The organism is Micromonospora sp. NPDC127501 (assembly GCF_040302185.1).
Classification (GTDB): Bacteria; Actinomycetota; Actinomycetes; order Mycobacteriales; family Micromonosporaceae; genus Micromonospora.
The window spans coordinates 65,866-84,645 of the sequence record NZ_JBEORJ010000010.1; the positions used below are offsets into that span (position 1 = coordinate 65,866).

General features: G+C 72.3%; 17 protein-coding genes. 7 read left to right on the plus strand and 10 right to left on the minus strand.

Translation table 11 applies throughout. The annotated features are described in order from the left end of the window. The first annotated feature begins 1 nt into the window (after position 1). The 5 genes from kdpB (at position 2) to ABTW72_RS22345 (ending at position 8,494) form a co-directional block, all read left to right on the plus strand. On the plus strand, positions 2–2,197 hold the full coding sequence (gene kdpB / locus ABTW72_RS22325; RefSeq protein WP_350861497.1) for a potassium-transporting ATPase subunit KdpB: 2,196 nt from the start codon (positions 2–4) through the stop codon (positions 2,195–2,197). Next, positions 2,197–3,078, plus strand: a complete 882-nt coding sequence (locus ABTW72_RS22330) for a potassium-transporting ATPase subunit C (protein WP_350861499.1) — start codon at positions 2,197–2,199, stop codon at positions 3,076–3,078. The genes kdpB and ABTW72_RS22330 overlap by 1 nt, the downstream gene beginning before the upstream one ends. Before the next feature lie 71 nt (positions 3,079–3,149). Next, on the plus strand, positions 3,150–5,699 hold the full coding sequence (locus ABTW72_RS22335; RefSeq protein ID WP_350861501.1) for a sensor histidine kinase: 2,550 nt from the start codon (positions 3,150–3,152) through the stop codon (positions 5,697–5,699). After that, entirely contained in the window at positions 5,696–6,376 is a 681-nt protein-coding gene (locus ABTW72_RS22340; RefSeq protein WP_112677736.1) for a response regulator, read from the plus strand. The genes ABTW72_RS22335 and ABTW72_RS22340 overlap by 4 nt, the downstream gene beginning before the upstream one ends. Before the next feature lie 102 nt (positions 6,377–6,478). Further along, positions 6,479–8,494: an FAD-dependent oxidoreductase gene (locus ABTW72_RS22345; protein WP_350861503.1), complete on the plus strand. Its 2,016-nt coding sequence runs from the start codon at positions 6,479–6,481 to the stop codon at positions 8,492–8,494. Here the strand turns inward: ABTW72_RS22345 and ABTW72_RS22350 are convergent. Both ABTW72_RS22350 and ABTW72_RS22355 read right to left on the minus strand, forming a co-directional pair. Beyond that, positions 8,398–8,838: an SAV_915 family protein gene (locus tag ABTW72_RS22350; protein ID WP_350861505.1), complete on the minus strand. Its 441-nt coding sequence runs from the start codon at positions 8,836–8,838 to the stop codon at positions 8,398–8,400. The two genes, ABTW72_RS22345 and ABTW72_RS22350, sit on opposite strands and share 97 nt — an antisense overlap. Continuing rightward, positions 8,835–9,245: a hypothetical protein gene (locus ABTW72_RS22355; RefSeq protein ID WP_350861507.1), complete on the minus strand. Its 411-nt coding sequence runs from the start codon at positions 9,243–9,245 to the stop codon at positions 8,835–8,837. Before ABTW72_RS22355 ends, ABTW72_RS22350 begins: the two co-directional genes overlap by 4 nt. 163 nt (positions 9,246–9,408) lie before the next feature. On the opposite strand from ABTW72_RS22355, the gene ABTW72_RS22360 reads away from it, so the two are divergent. Further along, the gene (locus tag ABTW72_RS22360) at positions 9,409–10,164 is read left to right on the plus strand and encodes a dienelactone hydrolase family protein (RefSeq protein WP_350861509.1); all 756 of its coding nucleotides are present in this window, start codon (positions 9,409–9,411) and stop codon (positions 10,162–10,164) included. A gap of 17 nt (positions 10,165–10,181) precedes the next feature. Here ABTW72_RS22360 and ABTW72_RS22365 read toward each other — a convergent pair whose 3' ends face one another. The 8 genes from ABTW72_RS22365 to ABTW72_RS22400 all read right to left on the minus strand — a co-directional run bounded on the left by ABTW72_RS22365 (position 10,182) and on the right by ABTW72_RS22400 (position 17,337). Continuing rightward, on the minus strand, positions 10,182–11,285 hold the full coding sequence (locus tag ABTW72_RS22365; protein ID WP_350861510.1) for an L-dopachrome tautomerase-related protein: 1,104 nt from the start codon (positions 11,283–11,285) through the stop codon (positions 10,182–10,184). Between the two features lie 99 nt (positions 11,286–11,384). Next, a complete protein-coding gene (locus ABTW72_RS22370; protein ID WP_350861512.1) occupies positions 11,385–12,266 on the minus strand; it encodes an SMP-30/gluconolactonase/LRE family protein in 882 nt (293 codons plus the stop codon). Between the two features lie 22 nt (positions 12,267–12,288). Further along, the gene (locus tag ABTW72_RS22375; RefSeq protein ID WP_350861514.1) at positions 12,289–13,230 is read right to left on the minus strand and encodes a sugar kinase; all 942 of its coding nucleotides are present in this window, start codon (positions 13,228–13,230) and stop codon (positions 12,289–12,291) included. Further along, positions 13,227–13,847 carry a bifunctional 4-hydroxy-2-oxoglutarate aldolase/2-dehydro-3-deoxy-phosphogluconate aldolase gene (locus ABTW72_RS22380; RefSeq protein ID WP_350861516.1) on the minus strand — a complete coding sequence of 207 codons (621 nt, stop codon included), beginning with the start codon at positions 13,845–13,847 and terminating at the stop codon, positions 13,227–13,229. The genes ABTW72_RS22375 and ABTW72_RS22380 overlap by 4 nt, the downstream gene beginning before the upstream one ends. A 10-nt stretch (positions 13,848–13,857) precedes the next feature. After that, the gene (locus ABTW72_RS22385) at positions 13,858–14,676 is read right to left on the minus strand and encodes a hypothetical protein (RefSeq protein WP_350861518.1); all 819 of its coding nucleotides are present in this window, start codon (positions 14,674–14,676) and stop codon (positions 13,858–13,860) included. A gap of 14 nt (positions 14,677–14,690) precedes the next feature. Further along, positions 14,691–15,836: a galactonate dehydratase gene (dgoD, locus tag ABTW72_RS22390; RefSeq protein ID WP_350861520.1), complete on the minus strand. Its 1,146-nt coding sequence runs from the start codon at positions 15,834–15,836 to the stop codon at positions 14,691–14,693. Next, entirely contained in the window at positions 15,833–16,543 is a 711-nt protein-coding gene (locus ABTW72_RS22395; protein WP_350861522.1) for a FadR/GntR family transcriptional regulator, read from the minus strand. Before ABTW72_RS22395 ends, dgoD begins: the two co-directional genes overlap by 4 nt. A 35-nt stretch (positions 16,544–16,578) precedes the next feature. Next, positions 16,579–17,337 carry an SDR family NAD(P)-dependent oxidoreductase gene (locus ABTW72_RS22400; RefSeq protein ID WP_350861524.1) on the minus strand — a complete coding sequence of 253 codons (759 nt, stop codon included), beginning with the start codon at positions 17,335–17,337 and terminating at the stop codon, positions 16,579–16,581. 147 nt (positions 17,338–17,484) lie between these two features. On the opposite strand from ABTW72_RS22400, the gene ABTW72_RS22405 reads away from it, so the two are divergent. Then, entirely contained in the window at positions 17,485–18,780 is a 1,296-nt protein-coding gene (locus tag ABTW72_RS22405) for an ABC transporter substrate-binding protein (protein WP_350861526.1), read from the plus strand.

The window sequence follows — 18,780 nt, forward strand, 5'->3', positions numbered from 1 at the left end:
CATGTCCGTCACGTCCGCCCCAACAGAGCAACTCCCCGGCACGCCCGCCACCCAGGGCAACCGGATCGGCGGGGGCCTGCTCGACCCCAAGCAGTTGATCCGGTCCCTGCCGGACGCGGTACGCAAGCTCAACCCCAGCACGCTGTGGCGCAACCCGGTGATGCTGATCGTGGAGGTCGGTGCGGCCTTCACCACCGTCCTGGCGGTGATCGACCCGTCGGTGTTCGCCTGGGCGATCACCATCTGGCTCTGGCTGACAGTGGTCTTCGCCAACCTGGCCGAAGCGGTCGCCGAAGGCCGGGGCAAGGCCCAGGCCGCGACCCTGCGGCAGGCAAAGAAGGACACCATCGCCACCCGGCTGATCGACTGGAAGCCGGGCGCGCGGGCCAACACCTACCGCGATGAGGCGGTGCCGGCGCCGGACCTGCGTCAGGGCGACGTCGTGCTCGTCGAGGCCGGCGGCATCATCCCCGGCGACGGCGACATCGTCGAGGGCATCGCCAGCGTCGACGAGTCGGCCATCACCGGCGAGTCGGCCCCGGTGATCCGGGAGTCCGGCGGGGACCGCAGCGCGGTCACCGGCGGCACCAAGGTGCTCTCCGACCAGATCATCGTGAAGATCACCCAGAAGCCGGGGGAGAGCTTCATCGACCGGATGATCGCCCTGGTCGAGGGGGCCAATCGGCAGAAGACGCCGAACGAGATCGCGCTGAACATCCTGCTCGCCGCGCTCACTGTCATCTTCCTGCTGGCCGTGGTCACCCTCCAGCCGCTGGCCATCTTCTCCAAGGCGTACCAGGCGGCCGCACCGAACAGCGGGGCGATCACCGACTCCGGTGTCACCGGCGTGGTGCTGATCTCGCTGCTGGTCTGCCTGATCCCCACCACCATCGGCGCGCTGCTCTCCGCCATCGGCATCGCCGGCATGGACCGGCTGGTGCAGCGCAACGTCCTGGCCATGAGCGGCCGGGCCGTCGAGGCGGCCGGCGACGTCAACACCCTGCTGCTGGACAAGACCGGCACCATCACGCTGGGCAACCGGCAGGCCGCCGAGTTCGTACCGGTCGAGGGAGTCGACCCCGCGGCGCTGGCCGACGCCGCGCAGCTGTCCAGCCTGGCCGACGAGACCCCGGAGGGGCGCTCGGTGGTCGTCCTGGCCAAGAACGAGTTCGGGCTGCGCGAGCGCGAGCCCGGCGTGATGCCGCACGCCACGTTCGTACCGTTCACCGCGCAGACCCGGATGAGCGGCGTCGACCTGACCCCGGACGCCAGCGTGGACGCCGGCGCGGTGGGCACGGCCCGTCGGGTCCGCAAGGGCGCCGCCGCCGCGGTGATGAAGTGGGTACGGGAGAACGGCGGCCACCCGACCGAGCAGGTCGGCGAGATCGTGGACGCGATCAGCGGCACCGGCGGCACCCCGCTGGTGGTCGCCGAGCACGTCGACGGTGCGCCCGCCCGAGCGTTGGGCGTCATCCACCTCAAGGACGTGGTCAAGTCCGGCATGCGGGAGCGGTTCGACGAGATGCGCCGGATGGGCATCCGAACCGTGATGATCACCGGTGACAACCCGCGGACCGCGAAGGCGATCGCCGACGAGGCCGGGGTGGACGACTTCCTGGCCGAGGCGACGCCGGAGGACAAGCTCGCGCTCATCAAGCGGGAGCAGGAGGGTGGCCGGCTGGTCGCGATGACCGGTGACGGCACCAACGACGCGCCGGCGCTCGCGCAGGCCGACGTCGGGGTGGCGATGAACACCGGCACGTCGGCCGCCAAGGAGGCCGGCAACATGGTCGACCTCGACTCCGACCCGACCAAGCTGATCGAGATCGTGGAGATCGGCAAGCAGTTGCTGATCACCCGTGGCGCGCTGACCACCTTCAGCATCGCCAACGACATCGCGAAGTACTTCGCGATCATCCCGGCCATGTTCGCCGGCCTCTACCCGAGCCTGGACGCGCTGAACGTCATGCGGCTGTCCAGCCCGGAGTCGGCGATCCTCTCCGCCGTCATCTTCAACGCCCTGGTGATCATCGCGCTGATCCCGCTCGCCCTGCGGGGCGTGCGGTACCGGCCGGCCGCCGCGTCGAAGCTGCTCAGCCGCAACCTGCTGGTCTACGGGCTGGGCGGCATCATCGTGCCGTTCATCGGGATCAAGCTCATCGACCTGCTCATCCAGTTCATCCCGGGGATTTCGTGATGCGCCTACCCACCTGGATCGCCCAACACCTCGCCGCGCTGCGCGCCGTACTCGTCTTCACCGTGCTGCTCGGCCTGGTCTACCCGCTGGCTCTGGTAGCGGTCGGTCAGCTGCCCGGCCTCAACCACAAGAGCGACGGCTCGCTGATCTCCTCGGGCGGGACGACTGTCGGCAGTGCGCTGATCGGTCAGTCCTTCACCGACGCGGACGGCAACCCCGTCGCCCGGTACTTCCAGTCCCGCCCCTCCGCCGCCGGTGACGGCTACGACCCGACGGCCACCTCGGCCAGCAACCTGGGCCCGGAGAGCGTGGTCGACACCATCGCCACCGACCCGGAGGAATCCAGCGAGAGCCTGCTCACCCAGGTCTGCGGGCGCAGTAAGGCCGTCGGCGAGCTCAACGGCGTCGACGGCCGGCGCCCGTACTGCACCGACGACGGGGTGGGTGCCGTGCTCGCGGTCTTCCGCGCCGACGGTCTGACCGGCCCGGTCACCCGGGTGGTCAGCGTCAACCAGGCCGCCCCGGCGACTCCGTTCGTCACCGAGTACCAGGGGGTGACGGTGGAGCCGGCCCAGCCCGGCGAGGACTACGTGGCCGCCGGTGGGGTGGTCACCCCGATCCGGGGCGACGCTCCCGCCGAGCCGGCGGTGCCCGCCGACGCGGTCACCGCCAGCGCCAGCGGCCTCGACCCGCAGATCAGCCCGGCGTACGCGGAGTTGCAGGTGAACCGGGTCGCGCGGGAGCGCGGCGCGGACCCGGCGGCGGTCCGCAAGCTGGTCGAGGAGCACACCGGCGGGCGAGGGCTCGGCTTCATGGGTGAGCCCGGGGTCAACGTGCTGGAGCTCAACCTCGCCCTCGACAAGCAGTTCGCCGCACGCTGAGCACCCCGCGGGCGGGGCCGTGCCGACCGGCACGGCCCCGCCCGCCGATCTGACCAGGGAGGATGGTCCCCGTGCCACGCGGAGAACTGCGCATCTATCTCGGGGCCGCCCCCGGCGTCGGCAAGACGTACGCCATGTTGGAGGAGGCCCAGCGGCGGGCCGCGCGCGGCACCGACGTGGTGATCGGTTTCGTGGAGACCCACGGCCGCCAACACACCGCCGCGATGCTCGGCGACCTGGAGCAGGTGCCCCGCCGGACCATGGACTACCGGGGCGCGGCGTTCACCGAGATGGACCTGGACGCGGTGCTGGCCCGCCGGCCACAGATCGCGGTGGTCGACGAGCTGGCGCACAGCAACGTGCCCGGTTCCCGACACGCCAAGCGCTGGCAGGACGTCCAGGAGTTGCTCGACGCGGGGATCGACGTGCTGTCCACGGTCAACGTGCAGCACCTGGAGTCGGTCAACGACGTCGTCGCGCAGATCACCGGCACCACCCAGCGGGAGACCGTGCCGGACGAGATCGTCCGCGCCGCCGAGCAGGTCGAGCTGGTCGACATGACCCCGGAGGCGCTGCGTCGGCGGATGGCGCACGGCAACATCTACCGGCCCGACAAGATCGACGCCGCGTTGGGCAACTACTTCCGGGTCGGCAACCTCACCGCGCTGCGCGAGTTGGCGCTGCTCTGGCTGGCCGACAAGGTCGACGAGCAACTCGACCGCTACCGCAGCCAGCAGGGGATCGCTGCCACCTGGGAGGCCCGGGAACGGGTCGTGGTCGCGCTGACCGGTGGCCCGGAGGGTGAGACGCTGATCCGTCGGGCGGCCCGGGTCGCGGCCCGCAGCAAGGGTGCCGACCTGCTCGCCGTGCACGTGGCCCGCAGCGACGGTCTGGCCGGGGCGGACCCGGCCCAGTTGGCCCGGCAACGCGTGCTGGTGGAGAGCCTGGGCGGCACGTACCACCAGGTGCTCGGCACCGACGTGCCGGCCGCGCTGCTGGACTTCGCCCAGGGCGTGAACGCCACCCAACTGGTGCTGGGGGCCAGCCGGCGTGGTCGCCTCGCGCAGATCTTCGCCAGGGGGGTCGGGGTGACCACCACCGCGCTGTCCGGCTCGATCGACGTGCACCTGGTCACCCACAAGCAGGCCGGCAAGGGCCGCCGGGCGGCGGCCGTTCCGGCGGCGCTGTCCCGACGCCGCCGGCTGCTCGGCTTCGGCCTGGCGGTGCTGGGCATGCCGCTGCTCACAGTGCTGCTGAAGACCCTGCCCGACCTGACGTTGACCAACGACATCCTGCTGTTCCTCGCCGGGGTGGTCGGGGTCGCGCTGGTCGGCGGGGTGTGGCCGGCCCTGGTGGCCGCGCTCGGCGGCTCGCTGCTGCTCAACTGGTTCTTCACGCCGCCCTTCCGCACGCTGACCATCGCCGAGGCGGACAACCTGCTCGCCCTGGCCGTCTTCGTCGGAGTGGCGTTGGCGGTGAGCTGGATCGTCGACGTGGCCGCCCGGCGTACCCGGGAGGCCGCGCGGGCCGCCGCCGACGCGCAGACCCTCGCCGCCGTCGCCGGTGGGGTGCTGCGCGGCGAACGCCCGCTACCGGCCCTGTTGGACCAGCTCCGGGAGACCTTCGGGCTGCGCGCGGTGAGCGTGCTGGAGCTGGCCGAGGAGGCGGGTGGGCGTCCGGAGCGGGCCCGCGAGGAGCACGCCTGGTGCGTGGTGGCCAGCGTCGGCGAGCAGCCGGCCTGCACGCCCGACGGCGGTGAGACGGCGGTACCGGTCGACGAGCGGATCACCGTAGTGCTCAGCGGCCGACGGTTGGAGGCCGCCGACCGGCGCATCGTCGAGGCGTTCGCCGCCCAGGCAGCCGTCGCGCTGCGCCAGGAACGGCTCGCCGAGGAGGCGGCCACCGCCCGGCCGCTGGCCGCCGCGGACCGGATGCGCACCGCGCTGCTCGCGGCGGTCAGCCACGACCTGCGTACCCCACTGGCGTCCGCGAAGGCGGCCGTGACCAGCCTGCGCAGCCACGACATCGAGTTCGACGAGTCCGACCGCGAGGAGCTGTTGGAGACCGCCGAGGAGTCGCTGGACCGCCTCGCCCGGCTGGTCGGCAACCTGCTGGACATGAGCCGGCTCCAGGCGGGCGTGCTGGGCATCTCGGCGACCGCGATCGGCCTGGAGGACGCCGTACCCCTGGCGCTTGACGAACTGGGCCCGGCGGCCGCGACGGTCGGCACGGACATCCCGGCCGACCTGCCGGCCGCCACAGCCGACCCGGGCCTGCTGGAACGGGTGCTGGTCAACATCGTCGCCAACGCGCTGCGGTACAGCCCGCCCGGTCAGCCGCCCGTGATCACCGCGAGTGCCCACGCCGGTCAGGTCGAGCTGCGGGTGATCGACCGGGGGCCGGGCATCCCGGAGGACCAGTGGGAGCACGTCTTCCTGCCGTTCCAACGCCTCGGTGACCGGGACAACCAGACCGGCGTCGGTCTCGGTCTTGCCCTGTCCCGGGGGTTGGCCGAGGCGATGGGTGGCAGCATCACCCCGGAGACCACCCCCGGCGGTGGGCTCACCATGGTGCTGCGGTTGCCGGCCGCGCCGACCACCTCGGAGGGGCCGCAGGAATGACGCGCATCCTGGTCGTCGATGACGAACCGCAGATCCTGCGTGCCCTGCGGATCAACCTGCGCGCCCGCCGGTACGACGTGGACGTCGCCGGCACCGGGGCCGCCGCGTTGAAAGCCGCCGCCAGTCACCCGCCCGACCTGGTGGTGCTGGACCTCGGCCTGCCCGACATCGACGGCGTGGAGGTGATCCGGGGTCTGCGCGGCTGGACGACAGTGCCGATCATCGTGCTCTCCGGCAGGGCCGGCAGCGAGGACAAGGTCGCGGCGCTCGACGCGGGCGCGGACGACTACGTCACCAAGCCGTTCGGGGTGGAGGAGCTGCTGGCCCGCATCCGCGCGGTGACCCGCCGCCTCGGCGCGCCCAGCGACGCGGTGCCGGCCCTGCGGATCGGCCAGCACACCGTCGACCTGGCCGACCACAGCGTGCTGCGGGACGACGGCACCGAGGTCAAGCTGACCCCCATCCAGTGGAGTGTGCTGGAGAAGCTGCTGCGTCACCCCGGCAAGCTGGTCAGTCAACGTCAGCTCCTCCAGGACGTGTGGGGGCCGGAATACCAGAACGAGACCAACTACCTGCGGCAGTACCTGGCCCAGCTGCGGCGCAAGCTGGAGGACGACCCGGCCCGCCCCCGCCACCTCATCACCGAGCCGGGAATGGGTTACCGCTACCGGCCGTGAACCGTTGACACCCGCCGGCAGGGATTGAAGAATTTCGTTCGCAGCGGCAGCGGCGTGCTTCTGTAACCGTCCCCTTCACCGGTTACCCCTCGGGAGCTCGCCGTGTCCGTGCCCCTGCCCCTGTCCCGTCGTCGGCTGCTGGTCGCCGGCGGTGCCGGCCTCGTCCTGGCCGGTCTCACCGATCCGTTCCGGGCCGCCCCTGCCCGAGCCGCCGTCACCACCGCCGACCTGGTCGTCTACGGCGCCACCTCCGGCGGGCTGGCCGCCGCGATCACCATGCGCCGGCTCGGCCGCACCGCCGTGGTGGTGGAGCCCACCGGCCACGTCGGCGGGTTGAGCACCGCCGGGCTGGGTGCCACCGACACCGGCGTCCAGGCGTCCATCGGCGGGCTCGCCGCCGAGTTCTACCGCCGGGTGTACGTGAAGTACCACGGCGGAACCCTCACGCCGACGTCGCCGCTGCGGATGACCTTCGAACCGCACGTCGCCACCGCCGTCTTCGCCGAGATGCTGGCCGAGGCGGGCGTCCCGGTGGTCGTCGGCGCCCGGCTGTCCGGCCTGGGCCGAACCGGGAACCGGATCACCGAGCTGCGCACCGAGGACGGGTCGATCTACCGGGGCGGGGTGTTCGTCGACGCCACCTACGAGGGCGATCTGCTCGCCATGGCCGGGGTGGGGTTCACCGTCGGGCGGGAGTCCAACGACACCTACGGCGAGACGATCAACGGGGTGCAGTCGCGCAACACCCACCAGTTCGCCTACCCCGTCGACCCGTACGTGACGGCCGGTTCGCCCGCCAGCGGGCTGCTGCCGGGCATCTCCGCCACCCCGCTCGCCCCGCAGGGCAGCGGCGACGACAAGATCCAGGCGTACTGCTTCCGGATGTGCCTGACCCAGGCGGCCAACCGGATCCCGTTCGGCAAGCCGGCCGGTTACGACCCGATCCGGTACGAGCTGCTGCTGCGGCACATCCAGGCCGGTTACGCCGGGCCGTACTTCACCACCCACTCGGTCGGCGGCGGGAAGACCGACTCCAACAACAACGGCGCCGTGTCGACCGACAACATCGGCTTCAACTACGCGTACCCGACGGCGAGCTGGGCGACGCGGGAGAGCATCATCGCCGAGCACCGCACGTACCAGCAGGGGCTGATGTGGTTCCTGGCCAACGACCCGCGGCTGCCGGCGTCGGTCCGCGACTCGACGGCCCGGTGGGGGCTGCCGGTGGACGAGTTCACCGGCACGGGCGGCTGGCCGCCGATGCTCTACATCCGCGAGGCACGCCGGATGATCTCCGCGTACGTGATGACCGAGGCCGACTGCCGGGGCCGGGTACGCGCCACCGACTCGGTGGGCCTGGCCAGCTACACGATGGACTCGCACAACTGTCAGCGGGTGGTCGTCGACGGCAAGGTGCGCAACGAGGGGGACGTGCAGATCGGTGTGCCGGCGCCGTACCCGGTGAGCTACCGCGCGATCGTGCCGCACCAGGCGCAGTGCGCCAACCTGCTGGTGCCGGTCTGCCTCTCGGCGAGCCACATCGCGTACGGCTCGATCCGGATGGAACCCGTTTTCATGATCCTCGGGCAGGCCGCGGCCACCGCGGCGTCCCTGGCGCTCGCCGGGAACCTCGCCGTGCAGGCCGTCTCCGTGCCCGCCCTCCAGACCCGGCTACGCCAGGACGGCGCGGTGCTGGAGTGGGGCTCCACCGGCGAGGTGATCCTGGACAACGCGTCGACCAGCGGGATCACCCGGGCCGGGACGTGGCTGCGCAGCACCAGCATCGGCGGCTACTACGGCCCGGACTACGAGCACGACGGCAACACCGCCAAGGGAGTCAACCGGCTGCGGTTCCGCCCTTCACTGCCCACCTCCGGGTCGTGGACCGTGCAGTTGCGCTGGACCGCGGACCCGAACCGCGCGACGAACGTGCCGGTGGACATCGCGTACTCCGGGGGGTTGGTCACCCGGACGGTCAACCAGCGACAGTCCGGCGGCCAGTGGGTGCCGTTGGGCACCTATCAGTTCACGGCGGGCAGCGACGGAAGCGTGCTGATCCGCACCGAGGACACCGACGGCCACGTGGTCGCGGACGCGGTGCGCTTCGTGCGCGCCTGACGGGAGGCGGGTGCCGGGTCGACCCGGTCAAGCGGCGGGGCCACCAGCAGCGGGTCGACCTGGATCACCCCGATGCCGAGCGGGCGCAGCATCCCCCGCAGTGCGGGTTCGCACAGCTCTTCCCAGGGCTGGTCCGCGCCCATCGCGGCGACCAGCAGCTCCGGTCGGGTGAAGGCGATTCCGACCCGTTGCCCCTGCGGCGAACGGCCGGTCCGCACCGTCCGCACCAGCCGTCCCGGCACGTCGCGCACCGGAACGGCAAGGATCATCGGGGCCTCGTCCATTGTCGGGTTGGTCCTTTCCACACGTGTCGGGAAGCGGCGGGCGTCGGTGCGGCGGTTCATGCGGCGGAGCCCACCCAGGCCGGGCTGTCCTTCGCGGTAGGCGGGTCGGTCGGCGTGGTCAGGTCGAGGGCGCGCAGGATGTAGTTGGCCTCCGCCACCTCCATCCCGGCGCGCAGGCGCAGGTCGGCCACGGCGCGGTGCAGCACGGTGATGCTGTCGGCGGAGAGGCGGACCACGGCGTCGACGTCGGCGGCGATCCACCACGCCGCGACCGCGCACGGCTCGTGCCGCAGGTACTCCACCAGGTGGCTACCGGGCGCGGACGGGCCGAGCCGGACACTGACCAGCGCCTCGTGCCGCCGCTCCGGTTCGTCCGCTCTGGTCACGGGCCCGCCGGGATCGCTGGCCGTGTCGGTGCCGGGTGGCGGCTCGCCGCGTTCCCAGCGTGTCATCCGCCAAGGACTCATGGACCCATCGTCACCACCGTGCGACGGCGGAGCACCGGTCGATACGCGGTTTCGACGGGCCACCGCCATTTCTTGACGCCGCGTTCACGCGGCTGCCCGCCGGGGGTGCCGATACGCCGAGTAACGTTCCGATCGGACCAAGATCGGCGTACGAGGAGGCACGGTGCTGACGACGACGGTGGACATCCCGACCAGTGACGGAGTGGCGGACGCGAGCCTGACCCGACCGGACGGCGACGGCCCGTTCCCGGCGGTGCTGCTCTTCATGGACGCCTTCGGGCCGCGCCCCCGGCTGGTGGAGATGGCCGAGCGGATCGCCGCCCGCGGTTACCTGGTGCTGACGCCCCACCTGTTCTACCGGGCCGGTCGGGCACCCCTGTTCGATTTGTCCCGCCTCGGCGAGGCCGATCAGCGCGCCGCCCTCTTCGAGAAGATCATGCCGCTGGTCGGCGCGTTGACTCCCGACGTGATCAACCGGGACACCGCCGCATTCCTCGACTTCCTGGCCGCCCGCGACGACGTCCAGCCGGGCCCGGTCGCCATCACCGGTTACTGCATGGGCGGCACGAACGCGCTGCGGGCCATCGAGGCGCACCCGGACCGCATCGCCGCGGTGGCGAGCTTCCACGGTGGGCGGATCGTCACCGAGGCACCGGACAGCCCACACCTGGGCGTCGGCTCGATCACCGGCGAGCTGTACTTCGGCCACGCCGACGCCGACCAGTCGATGACCCCCGAGCAGATCGCCACGCTGGAGAAGGCGCTCGACGCCGCCGGGGTGCGCTACCGCTCCGAGGTGTACACCGGGGCGCACCACGGCTACACCATGGCCGACACCCCGGCGTACGACGAGCAGGCCACCGAGCGCCACTGGGCCGCCCTGTTCGACCTCCTGGACCGCACCCTGCCCGTCAGCTGACCAGCGCGCCGGCCTGATCAGCGTCGCAGCAGCACCGGGCCGGCGTCGATGCGGGTGCGGAACAGCGCGTACGGCTTGCGCCGCAGGTCCTTGCCCCGCTGGTACTGCGGCTGCCGGTGCAGTTGGTTGGCGGTGACGTAGAGGTACCCGTCGGTGGCCACCGACATGGTGTCCGGCCAGAGCAGTCGCGGGTCGTGCACCAGGGTCTCGTACTCGCCGTCGGGCAGGCGACGCAGCACCGCGTTGTGCTCGTACGCGGTGAGGTAGAGCCGTCCGGCGTCGTCGCTCTCCAACCCGTCGGAGGCGGTGCCCCGGTCGCCCTCGTCGACAACTGTGGCGGCGACCGCCTCCTGGGTGACACTCGGGTCGGCCAGCGCCTCGGTGGAGACGCTGTGCAGGCGCCGGGAGGCCAGCGGGCAGTAGTAGAGCCGATCACCGTCGGCGGAGATGGCGATGCCGTCGGAGCCCATGCTCACCGGCTTCGGCGGGCCGTCGGCCGGCCGTTCGAGGAACGGTCGGCCCTCCACCACCGGCCGGAACGACGTCAGCGGCTCTGCCTTGGTGGACGGGTGATCGTGCAGCCGCCGCCAGGAGGCCCCGCTGGCCAGGTCCACCACGATGATCCCGTTCGGCCCGGAGTCCGCCGAGTCGGTGATGTACGCGACCCCCGCCTCGCCCCGCCGCAGGTCGAAGCGGACGTCGTTGAGGTACGTCGTCGGCAGCGCCACGTCCGCCGGGAAGGTGATCACCTGGGCGACCGTGTCGGTGTCCAGGTCGATCCGGACCAGCTTGGGGCCGCCCGGCTTGGTGGGCTGGAACATCGGGCTGCCGGTGTCCAGCACCCAGAGCCGGTCGGCCGGGTCCACCACGATGCTCTGCACCGAGACGAACGCGCCCGCGTCGTCGTCGCCGGACGGGTTGTTCCAGGCCTGGTCGGGGTAGGGCATCTCCCGGCCGTCGCGCAGCTCGACGACGGTGGCCGGCACCTCGTCGCCCCACTTCGGGAAGTTGACGAAGATCCGGCCCCGGTGCGAGACGCTCACACCGGTCGGCATCGGGCCGGTGAAGGTGTGCACCAGCTCCAGCTCGCCCATCGGCTCGTCGCCGACCGGCCCGTTCATGACGTCCGCCCCACGGTGCTCATCGGCTCGCTCCCTACCGGTCGGCGTTACGGCGCTCCGGTGCGGTTGTTCCCGCCCTGGCATCCGATATGCCTCCGATCAGCTCGCTGGCGCGGCGGCCCGCGCGGCGGGCAGGCCGGGCACCGGGACGTCCACCGCGAGCAGCGCGCCGTCCTGCGGGCCCGCCGAGTCCAGCCCCACCCGGGCGGTGCCGATGAAGAGTCGGCGCAGGTCGGGGCCGCCGAGGCAGATGCCGGCCGGCTGTTTGGCCGGCAGCCGGATCTCCCGGTCGAGGGTGCCGTCGGGTCGGTAGCGGCGTACCGCCGAGCCGCCCCACAACGCGATCCAGAGGTGGCCGGCAGCGTCGAGCGTCATGCCGTCCGGGCCGCCGTCGGCGGGGGACAACCGCAGGAACGGCTCCCGCCCGCGCAGGTCACCGGTGGCGGGGTCGACGGTGAACCGGTCGATCTCGCCGCGCGGGGTGTCGGCCAGGTACATGGTGGTGCCGGTCGCGTCGAACGCCGGCCCGTTCGGGATGGTCAGCCCGGTCACCGCCGGGACCGGCGCGGCGCCCGGGGTGAGGCGGAAGAGCGTGCCCCCGCCGGGCACCATCGCGTACGTCATGCTGCCGGCCCAGAAGCGGCCGTGCGGGTCGGCGACCGCGTCGTTCATCCGGGTCGGCTCGGGCGCGTCGGCGACCAGGTCGGCGACCGGTTGGGGCTCGCCGGTGGCGGGCAGCACCGTGACGCCGGTCCCGGTGGCGGCCAGCCAGTCGCCAGGTCGGTCGACCACCGGGGCGACCGCGCCCAGTGGCACGTCGAGGCGGCGCAGCTCCCGCAGCGGGCTCGGCGCGTCGCCGTCGGTCTCCAACAGTCGCCCGGCCAGCAGGTCGACGAGGACCAGCCGGTCGTCGACCCAGCGCAGGCCCTCACCCAACTCCAGCCGGTCGGTGCTCCAGACGGTCGGCTCGGTCAGCTCCATGGTGCTCCTCCAAAGGGGATCGTCAGCGGACCGTACCGCCGGGGCCGTGGTCGAGCAGCGCCAGCTCGGCCCGGTCGGGCAGGCCCTCCCAGTCGCCCCGGGTGGCGACCGCGAACGCGCCGGTGGTGACGGCCCGGTCCAGTCGGGTCGGCGCGTCGAGGCCGTCGAGCCAGCCGGAGAGCAGCCCGGCGACGAAGGCGTCGCCCGCGCCGACGGTGTCCACCACGGGGACCGTCCGGGCTGGACGGTGGATGACGCCGGTCGTGCTGTGGCTGGTCGCGCCGTCGCCGCCGTGCTTGACCGCGACCTCGGTAACGCCGGCCGAGAGTAGCGCCGAGACCGGGTCGGTGGCGTCGGTCAGCACTGCCAACTCGTCGTCGGAGGCGATCACCAGATCGATCGAGGGCAGCAGCGGGCGCAACGCGGCGGCGGCCTCCGCTACCGACCAGAGCCGGTTGCGGTGGTTGACGTCCAGGCAGGTCGTGCTGCCGGCCGCGCGGGCGCGTCGCACGGCCTCCACCACCGCCTGGTACGGCTCGACGCCGAGCGCGCAGGTGATGCCGGTGACGTGCAGCAGCCGAGGTGGTGGCCCGGGTGCGTCGAAGGCCCGGGTCACGTCGGCCGGGCCCAGCCGGGAGCCGGCCGACCCGGCGCGGTGGTAGGTGACCCGGTTGATGTCGGCGACCCGGTTCTCGAAGAGGATCAGCCCGGTCGGGGCGGTCGCGTCGACCCGGGACCAGGTCAGGTCGACACCCTCGGCGCGCAGCGTACGGCGGACCAGCTCGCCGGGCTCGTCGGCGCCGGTGACACCGACCCAGGCCGCCCGATGGCCGAGCCGGGCCACGCCGATCGCCACGTTCGACTCGGACCCGGCGACGGAGATAGCGGCGGTACCGCCCAGTCGCAGCGGGCCGGTGGTGCGGAACGCCGCCATCGTCTCGCCGAGCGTGAGCAGGTCGGTCATGGCCGAACCGCCGCGAGGAAGGCGGCGGCGCGCTCCCGCAACGCCGCCGGGTCGCCGCCACGGACGGCGTCGCCGAGCAGCGGGGAACCGACGCCGACCGCTGTCGCGCCCCGCTCGAGGTAGCGCCGAGCACCGTGGGCGTCGACACCACCGACCGGCACGAACGCGGTACCGGGGAACGGGTCACGCAGTGCGCCGAGGTAGTCGGGCCCGCCGAGCGAGGCCGGGAAGAGCTTGATCGCGGTGGCCCCGCCGTCGGTGGCCTGCACCACCTCGGTGGGGGTGAGCGCACCGGCGAGCACCGGCAGCCCGAGCCGGCCGCCCTCGGCGAGGCTTGCCGCGATGGCCGGGGTGACCAGGAAACCGGCGCCTGCGTCGGCCGCCGCGCGGGCGTCCTCGACGCTCAGCACCGTGCCGGCACCCAGGGCGAAGTCGGGTCCGAGGGCGGCCCGGGCGCGGCGGATGACGCCGAGCGCGTCGGCGCTGGTCATCGAGACCTCGACCAGGGCGACGCCGCTCTCGGCCACTGTGAGCACGGCGGCCAGTGCGGCGGCCGGGTCCGGGCCGCGCACGATGGCCAACAGTCGATGGGTACGCAGCTCGTCGAGCAGGTTCATCACGGTGTCCTCAGGGGATGCGGTGGGCGGAGATGGTGAGTCGCCAGGTGACCTCGCCGGTGCGCGGGACGACCGCCGCGTCGGAGGGGCCGGCGTCGGCCAGGTCGAAGGCCGCGCCGAGCATCGGTTCGATGCCGACGCTGCGGTAGGGGCCGTTCGCCGGCCAGCCGCCCAGGTTGCGCCAGAGCGCGGTGCTGCGGGGCTGGCCGGCGCACTCCAGCTCCAGGGTCAGCCGGTCGTCTCCGTCGATCACCTGGACCCGGGCGCAGTCGAGCAGGACCGCGCCGAGCGCGGTGCCGTCGTCCGGGCCGAACGTGTCCATTGTCAGCCCGGCCGGGGCCGGCCACGACCCGGTCAACCACGGGTCACCGGTGGGCCAGCTGCCCGGTGTCAGGAGCGCGGCGGCTTCCGGGTGCAGCCGGGTCGGGGTGCCGGCGGGTGCGTCGAGGCGGGCGCCGGCGGAGAGGTCGAGCAGGGCGTGCGCGGCCCAGACGAACCGGTACCCGGGGTCGGCGGCCAACCGGTAGTCGGCCACCACCGCGCCGCCGGAGTCGGTGATCCGGCGGGTGAGGGTGAACGTCGGCCGCTCGATGACCGCGGTGTCGGGGCCAGCGTCGCGCCACGGCCGCGACCACACCTCGCCGTGGTCGGGCTCGCCGCGCACTGTGGGCAGGCACTCCTCCAGCCCACCGGCGTCGACGAACACGTCGTCGGGGCGTACCTCGTGCCGGCCGGGTTCCGGGCCACGCCACAGCCACTCCCGGCCACCGCCGTGCAGACTCGTCCACCGGCCGCCGTGCGCCGCGTCGTACGCCACACGCAGGGCCACCGGCCGCGCGCCGGTCACCACTCGGCGAACGACCCGTCGGCGTGCTGCCAGACCGGGTTGCGCCAGGCGTGCGGGGTCTGGGCGGCCTTGCGGACCGCCGTCTCGTCGACAGTGATGCCCAGACCGGGCCGGTCGAGGCGGGCGATGTGCCCGTCCACGAATCGGAACGGCTCCGGGTCGACCAGGTAGTCCAGCAACTCCGAGCCGGCGTTGTAGTGGATGCCGATGCTCTGCTCCTGGATCAGGAAGTTCGGCGTCGCGAAGGCCACCTGGAGGCTGGCCGCCAGGGAGATCGGGCCGAGCGGGCAGTGCGGGGCGAGCAGCGCGCCGTACGTCTCGGCCAGCGCGGCGATCCGGCGGACCTCGGAGATCCCGCCGGCGTGCGACAGGTCCGGTTGGACCACGGCGACTCCGGCCTGCAACGGGCCGAGGAACTCGGACCGACCGTAGAGCCGCTCGCCGGTGGCCACCGGGATCGGCGTGCCGGCGACGATGTCGCGCAGGTGGTGAGCCTGATCGGGCAGGACCGGCTCCTCCACGAAGAACGGGCGCAGGGCGGCCAGTTCGGGCAGGATCCGGCGGACGGCGGCCATCCCGGCGCGACCGTGGAAGTCCACAGCGATGTCCCGGTCGGGGCCGAGCACCTCGCGGGCGGCGGCCACCCGGCCGATGACCGCGTCCACCTCGGCTGAGGTGGGGATCGGCGAGAGCCGCCCGCAGGCGTTCATCTTGACCCCGGTGAGGCCGGCGGCGACCTGCGCGGCGGCGGCGTCGGCCACCTCGCCGGGTTCGTCCCCGCCGATCCACGAGTAGATCCGTACCCGGTCGCGCACGTGCCCGCCGAGCAGCGCGTGCACCGGCGCGCCGTACGCCTGCCCGGCGATGTCCCAGAGCGCCTGGTCGAGGCCGGCGACAGCGCTGGAGAGGATCGGGCCGCCCCGGTAGAAGCCGCCCTTGGTGAGCACCTGCCAGTGCTGCTCGATGCGCAGGGGGTCCGCACCGATCAGATGTTCGGAGAGCACCTCGACCGCGCTGCGCACCACCTCGGCGCGGCCCTCGACCACCGGCTCACCCCACCCGACCAGCCCGTCGTCGGTCTCCACCCGGCAGAACAACCACCGTGGCGCGACCAGGAAGGTCTCGATCCGCTCGATCTTCACTGACTGCCCCTTCGTCCCCGTGCCTTCTCGACGTCGCGGACGGCCTTGTCCAGCAACTGACGCATCGCGGTCTCGGCCGCCGTCTCGTCCCGGTCGCGCAGCGCGTCGACCACCGCGCGGTGGCTGGGCACCGGGTCGTCGTGCGGGCTGCCACCGTGCACCAGCCGGTCCCGTTCGGCGAGCCCGGTCTCCATCACCACCTCCATCCGCTCCAGCAGCTCGTTGTGGGTGGCGGTGAGCAGCGCGCGGTGGAAGGCGAGGTCGGCGGCGATGGCGGCGGCGGGATCACCGTTGGCCTGGGCCATCTCGGCCAGTGCCCGGTCGAGGGCGGTCAGGTCGTCCTCGGTGGCGCGGGTGGCGGCCAGCCGGGCGGCGGCCGGCTCGATGATGGCGCGCACCTCGTGCAGTTGGTCGAGCAACCGCTGGTCGGTGCCCTCGGCGAACTGCCAGCGGATCACGTCACCGTCGAGCAGGTTCCAGTCCGAGCGGGGCCGGACGAAGGTGCCGCGCTTCTGCCGGGCGTCGACGATGCCCTTGGCCGAGAGGACCTTCAGCGCCTCGCGGAGCGCGGTGAGGCTGACGTCGAACTCCTCCTGCAACGCGACGATGTTGAGGGTCGCGCCGGCCGGGATCTCGCCGGTGAGGATGCGACGGGCGATCGCTTCGACGGTCTGCCCGTGGACGCCGCGGCGTGCGTACTGTGCCAATGCTCCTGGCCTTTTCGCTGGTCGGTATCGATCTCTCAGGCCGAGGCTTTCACCGCTGTCCAACCACCGTCCACCACGAGGCTCGCGCCGGTGACGTAGGCGGCGTCCGGCGAGGCGAGGAAGGCGACAGTGGCGGCCACCTCGTCCGGTGTGCCGAAGCGCTTCGCGACGGTCTCCGCGACGCTGCGCTGGCGGTCCTCTTCGGACACGTCGGCCCAGGCTGCGGTGAGGATCGGCCCGGGCAGCACGGTGTTGACCCGCACCTGCGGGCCGTACTCGACGGCGAGTTGGCGGCCGAGCGCGACCAGGCCGCCCTTGGCAGCGGCGTACGCGGGCCGGCCGGGCAACCCGACCAGCGCGTGCACCGAGGAGATCAGCACCACCGCGCCCGAGCGTGCCCGCAGGTCGTCCAGGCAGGCGCGGACGCCGAGGAACGAGCCGGTGAGGCTGACGCCGAGCTGGTGGTCCCAGGACTGCCGGCTGGTCTCGTGTGCCGGGGCGACCCGCACGGCGTACGCGGTGCTGACCAGGATGTCGACCGGGCCGAGGCGGTCCCGTACGGCGCTCACGGCGGCCGTCCAGTCGACCTCGTCGCTGACATCGCCCACTACGGACAGTGCGCGGTCACCCCGCGCGGTCAGTTCCTCGGCCAGCGGGGCCGGGTCGGCCACGTCGAGCAGCGCGACCGCTGCCCCCTCGGCGGCGAGTCGCCGGGCGATGGCCGCGCCGATCCCGCCCATAGCACCGGTGACCAGCGCGTTCTTGCCCTCAAGCCGACGCATAAGCTGATCCACCCGACCCTCACCTTGGTCTCGTCTAATCATTAATTACGAAGATATCTTGACAGTCGGCGACGGCCGATGCAACCTTCTCGTCACAGCATTCACATGGACGACACATCGCGTGGTGACGCTGAGTGTCGTAAAGGAAGGGATACCTCCGTGAGCGACTTCGACCCCGGTCGCCGGCGATTCCTTGGCCACCTTGGGCTCGCCGGCCTGGGCGCGCTCGGCGCCAGCTCGTTCCTCAGCGCGTGCGCCAGCTCCGCCAGCGGGCCGACCACGAGCAACGGCTCGGGCGCTGTCACCATCCAGTCCAACCTCTCCTCGCCGCAGGCCAAGGCGGCGATGGAGAAGCTGATCGAGACCTTCAACGCGCAGGGCAAGGGCGCGGCGAGCCTCAACACGATCGCCTCGGAGACCTTCCGGACCCAGCTGCCGACCTACCTGACCTCGGCCAACCCGCCGGACCTCTACACCTGGTACGCGGGCTCGGTCGCCAACGACTACGCCAGCAAGAACCTGCTGCTGGACGTCTCCGAGGTGTGGAAGTCACTCGACGACTACCCCCAGTCGCTGCGCACCCTCTCCACCGACGCCACCGGCAAGCAGATCTTCGTGCCGATGAACAACTACTGGTGGGGCTTCTTCTACCGCAAGTCCAACTTCGCCAAGTGGGGCGTGCAGGAGCCGAAGACCTGGACCGAGTTCCTGGCGCTCTGCGAGACGCTGAAGAGCAAGGGCGTCCCGCCGATCGGCATCGGCCTCGGCGACACCCCGTGGGTGGCCTCGGCCTGGTTCGACTACCTGAACATCCGGATCAACGGCGCGCCGTTCCACCGCGAGCTGCTCGCCGGCAAGCAGCGCTTCGACGACCCGAAGATCAAGGCGGTCTTCACCCGCTGGCGCGAGGCCCTGCCCTACTTCGACCCCAAGGGCAAGGCGTACCCGTTCCAGGAGGCGACCACCGCGCTGCTGGCCGGCAAGACCGGCATGTTCCTGATCGGCACCTTCTTCGCCGACGCCGCACCCAAGGACGCGCTCGGCGACCTGGACTTCTTCCGGTTCCCGATCATCGACCCGGCGGTGCCGCTGGCCGAAGAGGCGCCGACCGACGGCTTCTTCGCCAGCGCGAAGACCGCCAACCCGACCGGCACCAAGGCCCTGCTCAGCTACCTGGCCGGGGTCGAAGCGCAGGAGGCGTACGTCAAGGCCAGCTCCGGCATCGTGCTGCCGGCCAACCCCAGGGCCAGGGCGTCGGACTCGCCGCTGGTGGTCAAGGGCAAGGCGATGCTGAACGAGGCCAAGGAGCTGACCCAGTTCTTCAACCGGGACTCCAGCGACGCGCTCCAGCCGACCGCGGACACCGCGCTGACCAAGTTCATCGACAAGCCGGACCAGATCGACGCGATCCTGCGGGAGTGGCAGGCCGGCGCCGAGAAGGTCTTCAAGGGCTGA